This window comes from Bacteroides sp. K03 (genome assembly GCF_019734355.1).
In the GTDB taxonomy this organism is placed as follows: domain Bacteria; phylum Bacteroidota; class Bacteroidia; order Bacteroidales; family Bacteroidaceae; genus Bacteroides; species Bacteroides nordii.
Genome location: NZ_JAASHC010000002.1, coordinates 25,269 through 42,062 on the forward strand (window position 1 = coordinate 25,269; position 16,794 = coordinate 42,062).

Below are 16,794 nucleotides of genomic sequence, written 5' to 3' on the forward strand. Positions count from 1 at the left end.
TCTGAAAACGAAAATAGCAAGGAATGCTTTTTAGAATAAAATAAAATCAAAGTCCGAACTTTATAACGTTTTCTACAAGGAAACTACATATCAGACAATGCATTATTATAACGCCTTCCAGAACTTTTGGAAATCTCTGTATTTACCGTAACACACCAGTTCATCTCCTTCCTGTATCTTATCATTTTCAGGAAGTTCGTTGACTATACTACGTTCCGTCAGTGAAATACCCAGGCAATTCTCTATCCGATTTGCCCGTTTCAACCCTATCAGCTTTAAACGAAATTCTTCATCCAGATTTAGTTCATTCACAAAATACCCGATAAATTTCTCTGGTACAGAAAACTTCACCACATAATATTCTGAATCTACCCGGAATGCCTCCATGTTAGTTCCAAAATCCAGTAATTGTACCAAGCTGCGTGCAGCATCTTCTTCCGGAGTCAGTATCCTTTCCAGATTAAAAGCCTCCAATACCGAACGGTGTACCGTATCAATAGCGCGTGCATAGATATGCTGTACCTTTTTCTGCTTCAGCAACGCTACTACACGAATGGAAGCACCGAAATTCTCTCCGATTGCCACTATCACAATATCCACACTATTGAGCGGAAGTACTGCTAACGATAACTCATCTGTCGCATCAATTACAAAAGCAGTAGCCACCTTATCTTTAATACTATCTACCCTGCTTTCACTAATATCTGCACCTATCACTTCATGTCCTAACGCAGAAAGTTCTTCTGCCAATACATGCCCATAATTTCCCAGACCAATAATAATGTATTTCATACTAATATTTTTTTAATGTGCCGATTGAATAATGTGCCAATTGAATAATATGTCAATGTGCCAATTACCATGCGGCATTACAGCGCAGCCAATTGACACATTGGCATATTGGCACATTGACATATTATTCAATTTATTATTATGTTATCATTCGGATAACGATATTTCGTATTTTTCTTTTGTCTCACAATGCCCAGCATTAGTGTTATTAATCCTACGCGACCTACAAACATCAACAAAGCCACCAATAACTTACTCTCATCCCGAAGTAAGGGCGTGGCATTCAGACTCGATCCTACTGTGCTCAATGCCGATACACACTCAAACGTTAGTGTCATAATCGACATTTTAGGTTCCAGTATGCTCAATATAAATACAAACAGAAACAACACCCCAAGAGACATAACTACCGTTGCATTAGAACGACGGATCGAATCATGTGAAAGCTGACGCCCAAAAACTTCTACACGATCTGTACCACGCAGCACTGCCATAAGATTCATCACTACAACGGCAAAAGCATTGACTTTGACTCCACCTGCCGTAGATTGTGCTGCACCACCTATCCACATCAGCAAAATATAAATCAATATGCTCTGTATACTCAGGCTTGTCAGATCCACACTACTGAACCCTGCCGTTCGCGGACAGGTAGCATTGAAAAATGCCTGTGTCCACTTATCTGCTACAGACATACCGGCAAAAGAGCCATTCCATTCAAAGGCGGCAATGGCGAGTGTACCCAATACGAGAAGCAGGAAAGTCATAATCAATACAATTTTCGTATTCAGATTATAAAGATGCTGTACTCTATGTTTATCCAGTTTAAGTGTACGCACAAACTTCCAGAAACGGTGCAAATGGTAAAGCACAATATCTTTAAAATTCACCAGGATAGGAAACCCAATACCACCCAAAATAATCAATAAAGAAACGGATATATAAAGAGAATTATGCCCGGTCATTACCATCGGATTACCCAAGTTACCCGGTAAAGTGGAGAAACCGGCATTACAAAATGCCGATATAGAATGAAAAGCCGAGAAAGCCAGTTCTTCCTGCAGATCCATCCCCAATGTACCATGAATACCCAGCCAGATGGATAACATTCCCATACCCTCTATCACTAACGTAAAGCCCAATATATACAACAGTGTGGATAGTAATGAACCCAATGAATTAGAACTCACCATATCACGTACCACCAATTGATTATACAATGAAGTATTTCCCATGAAAAACATGGCAAAGAAACTGGTTAATGTCATCACCCCCAATCCACCGACCTGTATCAGCAGAATAATCACAGTAAGCCCCAAAGGTGTAAAAGTTGCAGATACGTCTACCGGTACAAGACCTGTCACACACACTGCACTCGTCGAAGTAAACAGCGCATCCACCCACGAAATAGATATTCCCTCTACCGTACAACGGGGCAGTAATAACAATCCCGTACCTATCAGTATAATCACCAGAAAACTCACCGCCAGAATTAATGAGGGATTCGTCCTGCGTCCTAACAGCCGTACCAGACCATTAGACAGATTCAGAAAAGAAAAAAGTAATAAAAGGGTTACATGATAAAACTTACTGTTCAGGAATTCCCAAAAATGAAGAATCGCACCACTCTCCTCCGGTTGATGGAAGATAACGGGAATGAGTGTCAGATAAAGTAATCCGCTTAACACCCACGCCAGTTTACGATAATTCTTTTTTGTATCTCTGTATTCCAACAGAAAGTGCAAGGTCACATCTATCAAAAAGATAATCCAGACAGCCTTATATAATATTTTAAGATGCTCCACATCCACACTCGAAAGTGGAAACCCATGTTCATAAACAACTCCTACTATCAATAGTAATGAGGCTACATAAGTAAAAGCAGCTATTAGCCTGAGCAAAACACGAACATAAGGCTGTAGTAACTTATTCTGATACAACAATATTTTATGGTAAATCTTCATGATAAATAATGTGTCAATGTGTGATGGTGCAAACTTAATTAAAATAACAACAAATTCGATTCTTTGTTGACTATTTAATCGTTGTATTAAAAATTATGCCTATTTTTGGCAATCAAAATATTAAAATTTGCAATATCATGAGTAACAAGACAAAGAGGTACCTGCTACCCGAAGAAGAAATTCCACACTATTGGTACAATATTCAGGCTGACATGGCAAACAAGCCGATGCCTCCTTTACACCCTGGTACAAAACAACCTTTAAAGGCAGAAGACCTTTTCCCTATATTTGCAGAAGAACTTTCACGTCAGGAGTTGAATCAGACTGATGCTTGGATCGAGATTCCGGAAGAGGTACGCGAAATGTATAAATACTACCGCAGTACTCCGCTGGTACGTGCTTACGGACTGGAAAAAGCTTTGGGAACTCCGGCACATATCTATTTTAAAAATGAGAGTGTCAGCCCAATGGGCTCACACAAATTAAATTCTGCCATTCCTCAAGCTTACTATTGCAAACAGGAAGGAGTAACCAATGTAACCACGGAGACAGGTGCAGGACAATGGGGAGCCTCTCTTGCTTATGCCGCCCGACTTTTCGGACTGGAAGCTGCCGTTTATCAGGTGAAAATCAGTTATGAACAGAAGCCCTATCGTCGTAGTATCATGCAAACCTTCGGAGCACAGGTCACTCCCTCTCCTTCTATGTCTACCCGTGCCGGAAAAGATATACTGACTGCCCATCCCAATTATCAGGGTTCATTGGGTACAGCCATTTCCGAAGCTATAGAACTTGCCCGTACCACTCCGAACTGTAAATATACCCTCGGCTCTGTACTTAGCCACGTTACACTTCATCAAACAATTATCGGATTGGAAGCCGAAAAACAGATGGAAATGGCAGGAGAATATCCCGATATGGTGATTGCTTGCTTTGGAGGCGGTTCAAACTTTGGAGGTATTGCTTTTCCTTTCATGCGTCATAATATTCTTAATGGTAAGAAAACCCGTTTCATTGCAGCCGAACCGGCTTCCTGTCCCAAGCTGACACGTGGTAAATTTCAGTATGACTTTGGAGACGAAGCCGGATACACCCCGTTGCTTCCTATGTTTACATTGGGACATAACTTCGCTCCTGCCAATATTCATGCCGGTGGTCTTCGTTATCATGGCGCAGGCGTTATTGTTTCTCAATTGTTGAAAGACGGACTGATGGAAGCGGTAGACATCAAACAGCTCGAATCTTTTGAAGCCGGTTGCTTATTTGCACAAGTCGAAGGCATTATTCCTGCTCCGGAATCTTGTCACGCCATCGCTGCTGCTATTCGTGAAGCAAACAAATGCAAAGAGACAGGCGAAGAGAAAGTAATTCTGTTCAATCTTTCCGGTCACGGACTCATTGATATGCCCTCTTACGATAAGTTCCTGGCAGGAGACTTGGTGAATTACTCACTTAGCGATGAAGATATTCAAAAGAACCTGGATGAAATAGGAAGTCTGGCATAAGATTCTTTGTACTTGACAATCATTGCTTTAAGATTAGTTGCGAAAAGAACAATCACAGACATTCACACAAAGTGAAATTCAGTATAGAATACAGAACGTTTTCGAATCATAAACCAATGATAATCAAAGACTAGCAAGCTCCATTTTTAAGAAATATAAGATTGTACACTTTAGTACCTCAATATTGTACACTTTTGCATGGCAAGATTGTACAATATTGAGGTACTAAAGTGTACAATCTTGCATATAAGCCCCATCTTGTTAAAAAAGCGACGTTAACAATGTTAATGTAACAAGAAACAATGTGCGGAACGTATCAAATCAGTAGCTTTGTGATAAAGTGAGATTTTCCTCTGTATACTACAATTTGGCACACGTTCTCCTCACATAAAACTCAATCAGCCTGTTCATAAAATGTAGAGAGAGGAAGAGGTATTTTTACTCACCAACCAAACTAATCCCTCTATACACGAAAAAACGATGGATATCTGAATCAATCTCATATCGAACACGTTAAAAAACATACCACAAAAAGAGAAAAATAACAGTGATTATCTACAGCATATCTATCACCCAATTTATATAAAAGTGCAATAGCTTAAGCTCTTATCACGTTTTTTAGACATAAATGAAAGAGTTATAAACAAAAGTGAAAGACATAAAGCGATTTTTAAATAAACTAAAGACATTAGGAATTAATTGTTTTAAAGATTTGCAATATTTTTGGGGCAGATAAAAATTCAAAATTCAACCTTTATTTAATTGTTATGGAAAATTTTCAAAAATTCCTTTTCACGGCAATTTTTCTATTTGTCGGCCTTAACATACAGGCACAGAGCCTTACTGTTACAGGTAAAGTAATAGACAGTGACGGATTTGAAGTAATCGGTGCCAATGTAGTAATAAAAGGTACCACCGGCACAGGTACCATCACTGATATCGATGGAAAATACTCATTAAGAGTAAATAATGCAGCAAAAGACGTATTGGTATTCACCTATATAGGTATGGATACACAAGAAATCCCGGTCAATGGTCGTAGTCAGATCAATGTGACTCTGGTCCCTAACTCTATTCAACTGGATGAAGTTGTGGCAATTGGTTATGCTACCACTAAGCGTCGTGACTTAACCGGTTCTGTATCTTCCGTTCAGGGAGGTGAATTAAGCAAAATACCGGTTTCCAGTGTAACACAGGCATTAGCTGGTAAAATTGCCGGTGTACAGGTTATCCAATCTCAAGGTTCTCCCGACGCAGAAATCTCAGTACGCGTACGTGGTGGAATGTCAATCACACAGAGCAATGAACCTCTATATATTATAGATGGTTTTCAAAGTGAGAATGGTATGAACGGACTCGATCCGAGTGATATTGAATCTATTGATGTATTGAAAGATGCATCATCAACAGCCATCTATGGTTCTGCAGGAGCAAACGGTGTAATCCTTATTACAACAAAATCCGGTAAGGAAGGCAAAGCAACCGTTAGCTATGATATGTATGTGGGTTTCAAGAAGCTGACCAAGAGAATTGATCTTCTCAGCACAGAACAATTCGCAAAACTGGAATATGAACGTGCTATGATCGGTGCAGACTCCGACAAGCAAACTTATCTGAAATATTATGCAGATCCTTATGATGAAAACGGAGGTGCTATTCTGGATCAGATGTATGCAGCTTATCAAAACATTCCAAGTGTTTATGGTAATCGTGCAGGCATAGACTGGCAGGATGAAGTATTCGGTAGCAACAGCCCCATTTCTCAAAACCACAAAGTAAGTATCAGCGGAGGAACCAAAACATCCAGTTACAACATTTCAATAGCACGTACCAGTGATGACGGAATTATGAAGGGAAGTGGTTTTGCCCGTACCAATATCCGTGCTAAATTTACACAGGATGTCAACAAACGGTTAAAAGTCACCTTCAATGCTAACTACAGCAACGAAACTTCTGAAGGATTAGGTTCTCTGAACGAATCCGGATATTTCAGCCGTATGCAGCATATCCTCCAATATCGTCCTGTTATTGGTAAATATGGTAACGACTCTGATTTATTAACCCTCCAACGTGACCCGATTACTGATGAAGACAGTGGTAACCAGATGCAAAACCCATTGATCTCCATTCAGGCAGAAGAACGTACTAAAGAAAATAAGAGTCTACAAATCAATGGAGAAGTACAGTTTAAAATATTAGACAATCTCATCTATCGCGGTTCTGTAGGTCTTCGCGAACGTCGCCTGAATAATGATGTATTCTATCAGGCACAGAGTCGCCAGGCTATTAATAGTGGAGCCCCTTACGGAACGAAGAATATCAATGACTATAACGGTTGGCAGTATAACAACACCGTGACTTATACCCCGAAACTGAAGAACGGACATTCGTTTGATATGTTGGTAGGTCAGGAAGACTATATGCTTGAAACAAAAACATTATCAGTGACAAATACCAATTTCCCTGATGTAAACTTTGGTTTTGACGATTTTTCATTGGGAACAAACCCTAATGTACCTTCTACGACACATTACAAATACCGTAAGATATCTTTCTTCGGACGTGCTAACTATAACTATAAAAGTAAATATCTTGCTACTGTAACCGTTCGTGCAGATGGTTCCAATCGTTTCGGTAAGAACAATAAATGGGGAGTATTCCCAGCCGGTTCTATTGCATGGCGTGCTTCTGAAGAAGATTTTATCAAAAATCTGAATGTGTTCTCAAACCTGAAAGTAAGATTCGGATATGGTATGGCAGGTAATGACAATATCGGTAGTTACCGTTCATTAGCCATCATGGGTTCCGGTAACACCAGCTACGAAGATCAATTAGTTCCGACTTATGCAAGTTCACAGCTTCCTAATCCGAACCTCAAATGGGAAACTAACATTACAGCCAACTTAGGTCTTGAAATGGGATTCCTTGACCAACGTATTCAGGCCACTATCGATATCTATAATAACCAGACCAAGGATTTGTTACTGAACTCCAAACTTCCAGGATTATCAGGATATACAACCGTAATGAAGAATGTGGGTGAAACGCGCAATCGTGGTATTGAAGTTTCTATTAATACCATCAATATCAGAAACAGAAACTTCACTTGGGAAAGTAATCTGAACTTTGCTCACAACAAGAATAAGATTGTAGCCTTGGCCGACGCTGATTACTTCACTGAACGTTCCGGATGGTCAACTGTATCAGAATTTAATGACGACGATTATATCATCGCTGTAGGACAATCAATGGGACAGATGTACGGCTATCAGCTGGATGGAAAAGGAATCTATATGGTGGAAGATTTCCATTGGGATAATGCTGCAAACAACGGTAACGGAGGATATGTACTGAACGGAGAAGGCAATTCTTATGATGCCAGCATACAACCCGGATATTGGAAATTTAAAGATACAGACGGCGTGAAAGGTATCACTTCTGACGACAAAACCGTAATCGGAAATGCAACTCCGGATATTATCGGTGGATTTATCAACAACTTCACTTTCAAAGGTTTCGATCTTTCTATCGGTCTGAATTTCCAGATTGGCGGTGATGTGTACAATGCTAACAAGATGTATTTTACCAAAATGAATAATAAGAATCGTAATTCATTGGCTAATGCTGCCGAACGTTTCACGTATATTGACGGTACAGGTGCCAATGTTTTCAAAGATCCTGAAAAGCTTGCCATCCTCAACCGTAATGCAAACTATGCATCCATCGAAGGATCCAGCAATCTGGCTTTCCATTCCGGATATGTAGAAGACGCTTCGTTCTTACGACTGAACAATGTCACTTTCGGTTATACCTTCCCGAAAACCTGGCTGAAGAAAGCATATATCAGTAACCTCCGTGTGTATGCTTCTGCATACAACCTGTTCACCATTACTGGTTACTCTGGTTATGACCCGGAAGTTAATACCAAACCGAACGGAGGTCTGACTCCGGGTGTGGACTGGGGTGCTTATCCAAGAAGCTTGTCATTCGTATTCGGATTAAACCTTTCATTTTAACCTGATAATAATTTGAAATTATGAAAACAAATAGAATAGTAAATATAATAAAAGTAAGTGCATTCGCTCTCTTCACAGGAGTTATTTCTACCTCTTGTCTTGATCAGCTGGAAGAAGAAACTTACGGAAAATACAGCGCAGATACCTACTTCGATACTACTGGCAAAATGGAAATGGCTGTCAACGGTATATACGAAACTTTCAGCAGTATCACTACCTACGGACAGTACTGGCAGGTATACGGAGATTGTGACACAGACATCGCTCACGTAAAAGGAGCTGGTACAGGTCATGTTGCCCGCGACTTAGGTCACTATAATGCCTATGCAGAACACTCCTGGCTACAAAGTTCCTGGGAATTGTATTATCAGGGAATAGACCGTGCCAACACAATTCTGGACCAAAAAGAAAATGTGGTAATTAATGGAGAAAGTGACCAATTGGTATTCAATCGTCTGGTAGCTCAAACCAAGTGTATGCGTGCCATGTGCTACCTCGACTTGGTACGCCTTTGGGGAGATGTGCCTTTGAAGCTTAATCCGTCAAAAGACGGGGATAACTTTAAACTCCCAAAAACAGACCGGGATGAAGTGTATGCACAAATTATAACTGATTTAAAAGAAGCAATACCGGGCCTGTTGTGGTGTGATGACAGCAACCAGAAAGGAGAAAGACTCTCAAAAGGAGCAGCCATGGGATTACTAGCACGGGCTTATTTATTCCGCGGAGGATATTCACTTTATCAGGATAAATCAATCAAACGTCCCGGTAACTATAAAGAATACTACCAGGCAGCACAAACAGTTTTAAACGAATTGATATCTTCTGGCAAACATGGGCTGATCGACGCAGACGGTACATACTCCAGTGGATATGAAAAGAACTTCCGCAACATGTGTGAACTAAAATACGATCCGTTTGAAAACATCTGTGAAATATCATTCTATAATCCAACCGGACAGAATGCAGGAGCCAGCAATATGGGAACATATAACGGTCCTGAAATCAATGTAAACTCCATTTACGGACGTGCTAACTCATTCATCAAAACACATAAATTCTTTTATGAGACTTTTGATGAGAAAGATTTGCGCCGGGATGTAGCAGTAGCCACATTCAGCATCAATGCCAACAGTAAAATTGTAGAAATAGCCGAAAAGAACAGTCAGAACTGGTCGCCCGGAAAATGGCGCCGTAACTGGCAGACAGCTGCTATCAAAGACAATAACAATACCGATGTCAACTTCCCGCTACTTCGATACGCCGACGTTTTATTGATGAGTGCAGAAGTTGAAAACGAACTGAATGACGGTCCGAACGATTTAGCCATTGAACGTGTTAACCAGGTACGTCGCCGTGCTTTTGGCAAACCATATTTAACGGCAAACGCAGATGTAGACCTGAAAACAAGTGATTTCACCGGAAAAGATGATTTCTTCAAATTCATTGTAGCCGAACGCGGACGCGAACTTTGTTTCGAAGGTAACCGCCGACTTGATCTTATACGTTGGAATCTCCTAAAAGAAACAATAGCAACTACTTATCAGAATTTCCTTGATTACTATAACGGTCAGGAAGGAGTAGGAAGCAACTATGCATTCGCAGCCGGTTCAAGATTTGTTAGCGGAAAACACGAGCTGTATCCTATCCCCGCCCGCGAAGTACGCGAAACATTAGGTTCTGTTTCTCAGAATCCGGGATATTAATCCCAAAGAAGTTCTTTTCGCCCTGGCGAAACACTCCATCAGTTTTTAATAGAATCGAGTAGGAAGAAGACAACTCCGTTTTCTTCCTACTTTTATTTTTCACCCACTCTTACCATACAGAAATGTTATTTGTTATCAAAGAAATAGTATAATACCATCCGTTATTATTATCTTTGTGAATGAATAGTTTTAAAATAATTAATGTAATTAATTGTATTTGAATATATCAGGATGAGTTTTATTAAACGTATTTATCTATTTATATTATTCTCTGTAATAGGGATAATGACACTTTCTGCTAATGATAACGGAAGCATCAAGTTTTCTCATATATCACTCAACAATGGACTGTCGCAAAGTACCGTTTTCTCTATAGCACAAGACAAAAGAGGAAATATGTGGTTTGCCACTTATGATGGAGTAAATAAATTCGATGGATATGATTTTACTATTTATCAGCATGATGCTTCTGATCCACACAGTATAGCCAATGATATAGCCCGTACTGTTATGACCGATAGTCAGGGACGTATATGGATAGGTACACGGGACGGACTATCATGGTACAATGAAGAAAAAGATTTATTTAGAAATTTCTTTTATAAGAAAAACGGTAAGAACACACAAGTAAACGGCATTGCGGAAATCAATCCGGAACAACTCCTCATCAGTTCGCAGGAAGGACTATTGCTATTTAACGTTAAAGACACCAGCTTTATAGATAATCAACTGAGCACAGAGATGCATCAATTAAAAGCCTCCACTATCAGCAGACAAGGAGAAAATATATATATTGGCACAAATAATGGATTATTTGAATATTCCATTAGTACAGGGCGATTAAGTACAGTAACCAAAGCACTGGATAACAAGCAAATACAAGCAGTTCTATTACAATCCCCTACTCGTTTATGGGTAGCAACCGAAGGAGCCGGACTTTACCTGCTGAATCCCAAAACAGGAGAAGTAAAAAACTACCGTCATTCTCCCGGAACGCCACAATGCATCAGTTCCAATTTTATCCGCTCACTTGCATTGGATTCGCAAAACAGATTATGGATCGGTACATTCAATGACCTGAATATCTATCATGAAGGGCATGATTCATTTGTATCTTTCAGCAGTAACCCGGTAGAAGATGGCAGTTTGTCACAAAGTTCCGTACGTAGCATTTTTATGGACTCTCAAGGAGGTATGTGGCTAGGTACCTACTTTGGAGGACTCAATTATTATCACCCACTGAAAAATCGTTTCCGTAACATCACACGAATTCCTTATCAGAATTCGCTGAACGATAATGTAGTAAGCTGCATAATTGAAGACAAGGAACGTAATCTATGGATAGGAACCAATGATGGAGGGCTTAACCTATACAACCCTAAAACAAAGCATTTCTCTTATTATACTCTGCAGGAAGGCAATAAAGAAGGTATCGGTTCCAATAATGTAAAGGCAGTATATGTAGACGAGAAAAAAGGGCGTGTATACATCGGCACACATGCTGGAGGACTAAGTGTACTCCAACGCAATACAGGACGCATCGAGCATTTCAATATGCAAAATAGCGGGTTGCTGGATGACAACGTATATGCTATATTACCGGATGGAGAACAGAGCCTCTGGTTAGGAACGCTCAAGGCATTAATACGATTCAATCCAGAGAAACGTTTGTTTACCGTCATTGATAAAGAAAAAAACGGAAATGAGATTCCCAACCGTCGTATCACCACTCTCTTCCGCGACTCCCGGCAACGTATCTGGGTAGGAGGTGAAGAAGGACTGTGCATTTATAAAGTAGAAAACGGAGAAGTAGAATCCCTTCACCTCATTGAGCCAACTTCTTCATTGGCAGGAGCATTTATCAACTGCGTATATGAAACACAAAATGATGTATTCTGGATAGGAACACGTGAAGGAGTATACAGTTATAATGAAAAGAAAAATACAATAAAACATTATACAACAGCCAACGGACTCCCCAATAATGTACTTTATGGAATACTGGAAGACTCCTTTGGCCGTCTGTGGATGAGTACCAACCGGGGACTGACTTGTTTCAATCCGGAAACAGAGAAATTCCGTAACTTCACGCAGACAGACGGAATACAAAGTAATCAGTTTAACTCATCTTCTTATTGCCGTACTTCGACCGGACAGATGTACTTTGGTGGTATTGCCGGAATCACGACTTTCCGGCCGGAGTTACTAATAGACAATCCATACACTCCTCCGGTAGTAATTACGGGGCTTCGCTTATTCAATAAAATAGTACGCCCGGATGATGAAACAGAAATACTGACACGGAACATTGCAGATACAGAAAGCATTACGCTAAGTTCTCACCAGTCGGCTTTTTCACTGGATTTTGTAGTATCCAATTATATTTCGGGGCAACACAATACATTTGCCTACAAACTAGAAGGATATGACAAAGAATGGTATTATCTGACCGACAAACAGCCTGTGTCCTATTCCAATCTACCGCAAGGAACCTACAACTTCCTCGTAAAAGCAGCCAATAGTGACGGAAAGTGGAACGAAACACCAACTCAGCTTGAAATCGTGGTACTTCCTATATGGTATAAAACGTGGTGGGCAATTCTTTTATTTGTTGCCACATTTACCGGATTCATTACGTTTGTATTCCGTTTTTTCCTTATGCGCAAAAATATGGAAGCCAAATTGGCAATGGAACGAATGGACAAAGAGCATCAGGAAGAAATTAATCAGATGAAGATGCGCTTCTTTATCAATATATCCCATGAATTGCGTACTCCACTAACATTAATAATGGCACCATTGCAAGAAATAATCAGCCGCATTAGTGACCGATGGACACGCAATCAGTTAGACTATATACAACGTAATGCCAATCGCCTGCTCTATCTGGTAAATCAATTAATGGATTACCGCAGAGCAGAATTGGGAGTGTTTGAACTGAAAGCGAGAATAGGAAATGCGCACCAATTAGTAGAAGATAACTTCTTATTCTATGATAAACTGGCTAAACAGAAAAAAATTCATTATACTTTGCATTCGGAAGTAGAAGATAAAGAAATGCTTTTCGATACAAACTATCTTGAACTGATTGTAAACAATCTGCTTTCAAACGCATTCAAATACACACATGAAGGACAAAGTATTACAGTTACATTAAAAAAGGAAAACGATTTTCTGTTATTACAGGTAAGTGATACAGGCATAGGTATTCCTATCAATAAACAAGCCAAAATATTTGAGCGTTTCTATCAAATAGAAAGCGAGTATGTGGGAAGTGGTATCGGGTTATCCCTGGTGCAAAGACTGGTAGAACTACACCATGGACATATAGAGTTGGAAAGCGAAGAAGGTAAAGGAAGTACATTCTCTGTTTACCTGCCACAAGATCCTGCAATATACAATCCGACAGAATTAGCTTCAGATACGGAGGAAGAAGCCAAAGTACACACTACAAATCCGAAAGACATGTACTTCATTGACACAACAACCGTAGAAAAAGAAGTAGTGGAAACAGGTGATAAGAAACGAGGAACAATCTTAATTGTAGAAGATAATAAAGAAATTCTTCACTATCTGAATCAAGGGTTATCCGAACTGTTCAATACAATAGGAGCATATAATGGCGAAGAGGCTTTGGAAATTCTGAAAGAAAAAGATGTAGATGTAGTAGTGACAGATGTTATGATGCCGGTAATGGATGGTATTAAACTGTGTAAAACTATCAAACAAAACATACGAACCTGCCATATACCAGTAATCATACTATCAGCAAAAAGTGAAGTAAAAGATCAGATGGAGGGATTACAGGTAGGTGCAGATGACTATATTCCGAAGCCATTCTCATTGAGCGTTGTGATGACAAAAATTCAGAACATGTTACGAACGCGACACAGAATGCTTGAGCGTTATTCCAAATCATTGGAAGTAGAACCGGAAAAAATAACATTCAATGCCATGGACGAAGCATTGCTAAAACGTGCTGTGGCTATCGTAGAAAAGAATATGGATAATATTGAATTCTCTACCGATGAGTTTGCACGCGAGATGAATATGAGCCGTTCTAATTTACATCTGAAATTAAAGGCAATTACCGGAGAATCTACCATCGACTTCATCCGTAAAATCCGATTCAATGAAGCATGTAAATTATTAAAGGACGGAAGATATACAGTATCTGAAGTAAGTAGTATGGTAGGTTTTAATACTCCCTCCTACTTTGCTACAAGCTTTAAGAAATATTTCGGATGTTTGCCTACGGAATACATAAAGAAAAGAAAAGGATAATATCTATTCTTCGTACGATATACTACACAATGACAGCTCTTACCCCCTTTCAAAGGGGGTAATTCGACAAGACTAATATCCCACTGCACAAAATTAAAAGAAAAAGAGTCGTTTTTAAATAAAGCTGATACAACCTGAATTATTTGGGAGTATGCGTTAATATAACTTTGCTACATAATAAAATGACATGTAGAATCTTTATTAACAAATTACCTGAATGAAACATCTTTTTCTTTTATCTAATGAACGTTCTTCCGGCATGAAAATGTTGGAAGCGACCTATCTTTCAGCTATTACTAACACGTTCAGCAGTCAAATATCTATGCCTGTGGAACAGATGTTAGACCTTAACTATCATTTTCAAACTAACTAAAAACAATCTAGAAACAATGAATTTTAAAAAGTTAACCTCAGGTTTCTTAACAATCCTGACTGTTACATCACTGATTCTGGCCGGGACTTCCTGCTCGGACACAGAAACTACAGATTCGACTCCTTTTGCAATTTATTATTCGGGAATGACTGATATCGGCCCTTCAATGAATGCAAAAATAAGCGCCCCTACCTATATTGGTGCGACTCCGGCAGACTTTACAATTACTAAAATTATTCTTGAAAATGAAAGTATAAACACCGAAAGCTTCGTTATTGATGCTACAACCGGTGAAATAGAAATCAAGAATAGCGATAATCTGGCTGTCGGACTGTATCATCTTTCTATCTCCTGTGTATCCAACGGAAAGACATATAACTTTGCAGATGCCGTATCTATCAACATGATGCGTCCTGTACCAGAAGGTATCACAGTAGAACCCAACCTGTTGACAATTGACTATGCTGACGTGAAGACTTCAGATGCCAAAGCACAGGTAAAAACGGAAGGTGAACATGTATCTATCAGCAAATACTCCATTGCAGAAAGTGATTTCAAAGACTACTTCACTGTTAACGCAAGTGGTGAAGTCAGTATTAATAAGAACTATGAAGGTGATATTCTACCGGGTATCTATAAAGTAGCTTTAAAGCTACAGACAGAAGCCGGAGAAGGTATTTTTGCAGAAGCTGTGACCTTTAACATCACTTCCAAGCCATTAGCTCTGACCTATACTCCCAATAAAGGTAAGATGGAAGAAGCTACCGAAGATCCTACTTCATACACCACCAATGTACCTACACTAAAAGGTTCATTGGAAGGTGTTGTTTATCGCATTGCCAATATAACTCCTGCTACAGACAAGATTAAAATTGATGCTTCAACAGGTGTCATTTCTGTAGCAGAAGGACATAGTTTCAAAGCAGGCGAAACCTATGTTATAGATGTAAATGTAAAAAACATCTATAATACAACAGAAGAAGCAGATAAAGTATTCGAAAGCGTATTTACACTGGAAGTAGTTGGTTTTATTGCTCCGATTGAAAACTTTACCTATGAAAACGCAACGAAAACACAGGCCACCCCATTCACCATTGCACATACAGACGCATTCAAAGGTGACGAAGTAACCTTTGAATTAGGTGAACTAGCTGCTGAACTTCAGGGACAACTGAATATTGATGCGACAACAGGTACCATTACCGCAAAGAAAGGTAATACAATTCCTGTAGGTACCTATACAGTAGCTGTAAAAGCCAAAAATGTAAAAGGGGAACAGACCACTACCTTTACACTCGTTATTGAAAAGAATAAGAACTTCTTTACTACCATTACCTATGGTAATAACCTGGGACTACCCGAAGGTAGCGCTTTCCAATACAGGTTCAACTCTGCCGAAGAGCTGGCTAAAGCTATTATCCCCGCACCGAAAACAGATATTCCGGAAGGCGTTACAGTAACTTGGAAAGTACAGAACAAACTCAACATGAGTAATGGTAAAGTAGGTAAAGACGGTGCATTGAATCTGGCAAATATTACATGGAAAGATGCAACGTGTGGCATGATTATGGTGACAGCTACAGCCGGTGAAGGTGACGAAGCCGTATCAGTAAGTGTACCTGTATTCTTCCATTTTGCAGCGCCAGTAAAAGATGTAACTATCAATTATACTCCATTCGTACTTCAGGTAAACCCCAAGACAGGGGGACGCTCTGTAACTCCGACTGTTACAGGAGCAGATGAAAGTAAAGTATTGATGGATTATCGACGTAACTTTAGCTATTACAATATCAACGGAAGCGAAAGCCACATCAGCGGACAGATAAAGAATGATGAGGCAACGAATAACTTCTTTATGGCACAGGTATGGCGTAATTACTATACTGCTGTCAATAAGAAGCCTAATTACGAAGCAAGAGCACCAATGTCTTACTATGATAATGCCAGTTCATCAGCCGTAACATTAGGATATATAGATCCTGCAGACAAGTCACTGGTTATCAATCCGGGTAAATGGATCGGCGAGGATAAAACATATGCCAATGGTGTCATGAGTGGACAAATTACATTTGTAACCAATGGAGCCAGTGCCGGCTTAGGTAGCGGCAATCAGATTTACCCGATTCTTGTTTGGTTTGATGAGAAATTTTAATC

Annotated in this window: 7 protein-coding genes; 5 read left to right on the forward strand and 2 right to left on the reverse strand. The window is 39.6% G+C overall.

What is annotated here, in order from left to right:
• Positions 1 to 105: 105 nt before the first annotated feature.
• Together HCG69_RS01330 and HCG69_RS01335 are read right to left on the reverse strand one after the other, a co-directional pair.
• On the reverse strand, positions 106 to 792 hold the full coding sequence (locus tag HCG69_RS01330) for a TrkA family potassium uptake protein (protein ID WP_221648536.1): 687 nt from the start codon (positions 790 to 792) through the stop codon (positions 106 to 108).
• A gap of 128 nt (positions 793 to 920) precedes the next feature.
• Positions 921 to 2,756, reverse strand: coding sequence for a TrkH family potassium uptake protein (locus HCG69_RS01335; RefSeq protein ID WP_195661318.1), 1,836 nt, complete (start codon positions 2,754 to 2,756; stop codon positions 921 to 923).
• 137 nt (positions 2,757 to 2,893) lie between these two features.
• On the opposite strand from HCG69_RS01335, the gene HCG69_RS01340 reads away from it, so the two are divergent.
• From HCG69_RS01340 to HCG69_RS01360, 5 genes are all read left to right on the forward strand, one after another.
• Positions 2,894 to 4,261: a TrpB-like pyridoxal phosphate-dependent enzyme gene (locus HCG69_RS01340; RefSeq protein WP_221648537.1), complete on the forward strand. Its 1,368-nt coding sequence runs from the start codon at positions 2,894 to 2,896 to the stop codon at positions 4,259 to 4,261.
• A 767-nt stretch (positions 4,262 to 5,028) separates the two neighbouring features.
• Positions 5,029 to 8,277: a TonB-dependent receptor gene (locus tag HCG69_RS01345; protein WP_221648538.1), complete on the forward strand. Its 3,249-nt coding sequence runs from the start codon at positions 5,029 to 5,031 to the stop codon at positions 8,275 to 8,277.
• Positions 8,278 to 8,297: 20 nt separating this feature from the next.
• Positions 8,298 to 9,983 (forward strand): RagB/SusD family nutrient uptake outer membrane protein, encoded by a 1,686-nt coding sequence (locus tag HCG69_RS01350; RefSeq protein ID WP_221648539.1) that lies wholly within the window; start codon positions 8,298 to 8,300, stop codon positions 9,981 to 9,983.
• Between the two features lie 285 nt (positions 9,984 to 10,268).
• Positions 10,269 to 14,267, forward strand: a complete 3,999-nt coding sequence (locus HCG69_RS01355) for a two-component regulator propeller domain-containing protein (RefSeq protein ID WP_370634106.1) — start codon at positions 10,269 to 10,271, stop codon at positions 14,265 to 14,267.
• 389 nt (positions 14,268 to 14,656) lie between these two features.
• Positions 14,657 to 16,792 carry a surface glycan-binding family protein gene (locus HCG69_RS01360; RefSeq protein WP_221648541.1) on the forward strand — a complete coding sequence of 712 codons (2,136 nt, stop codon included), beginning with the start codon at positions 14,657 to 14,659 and terminating at the stop codon, positions 16,790 to 16,792.
• Positions 16,793 to 16,794: the final 2 nt, after the last annotated feature.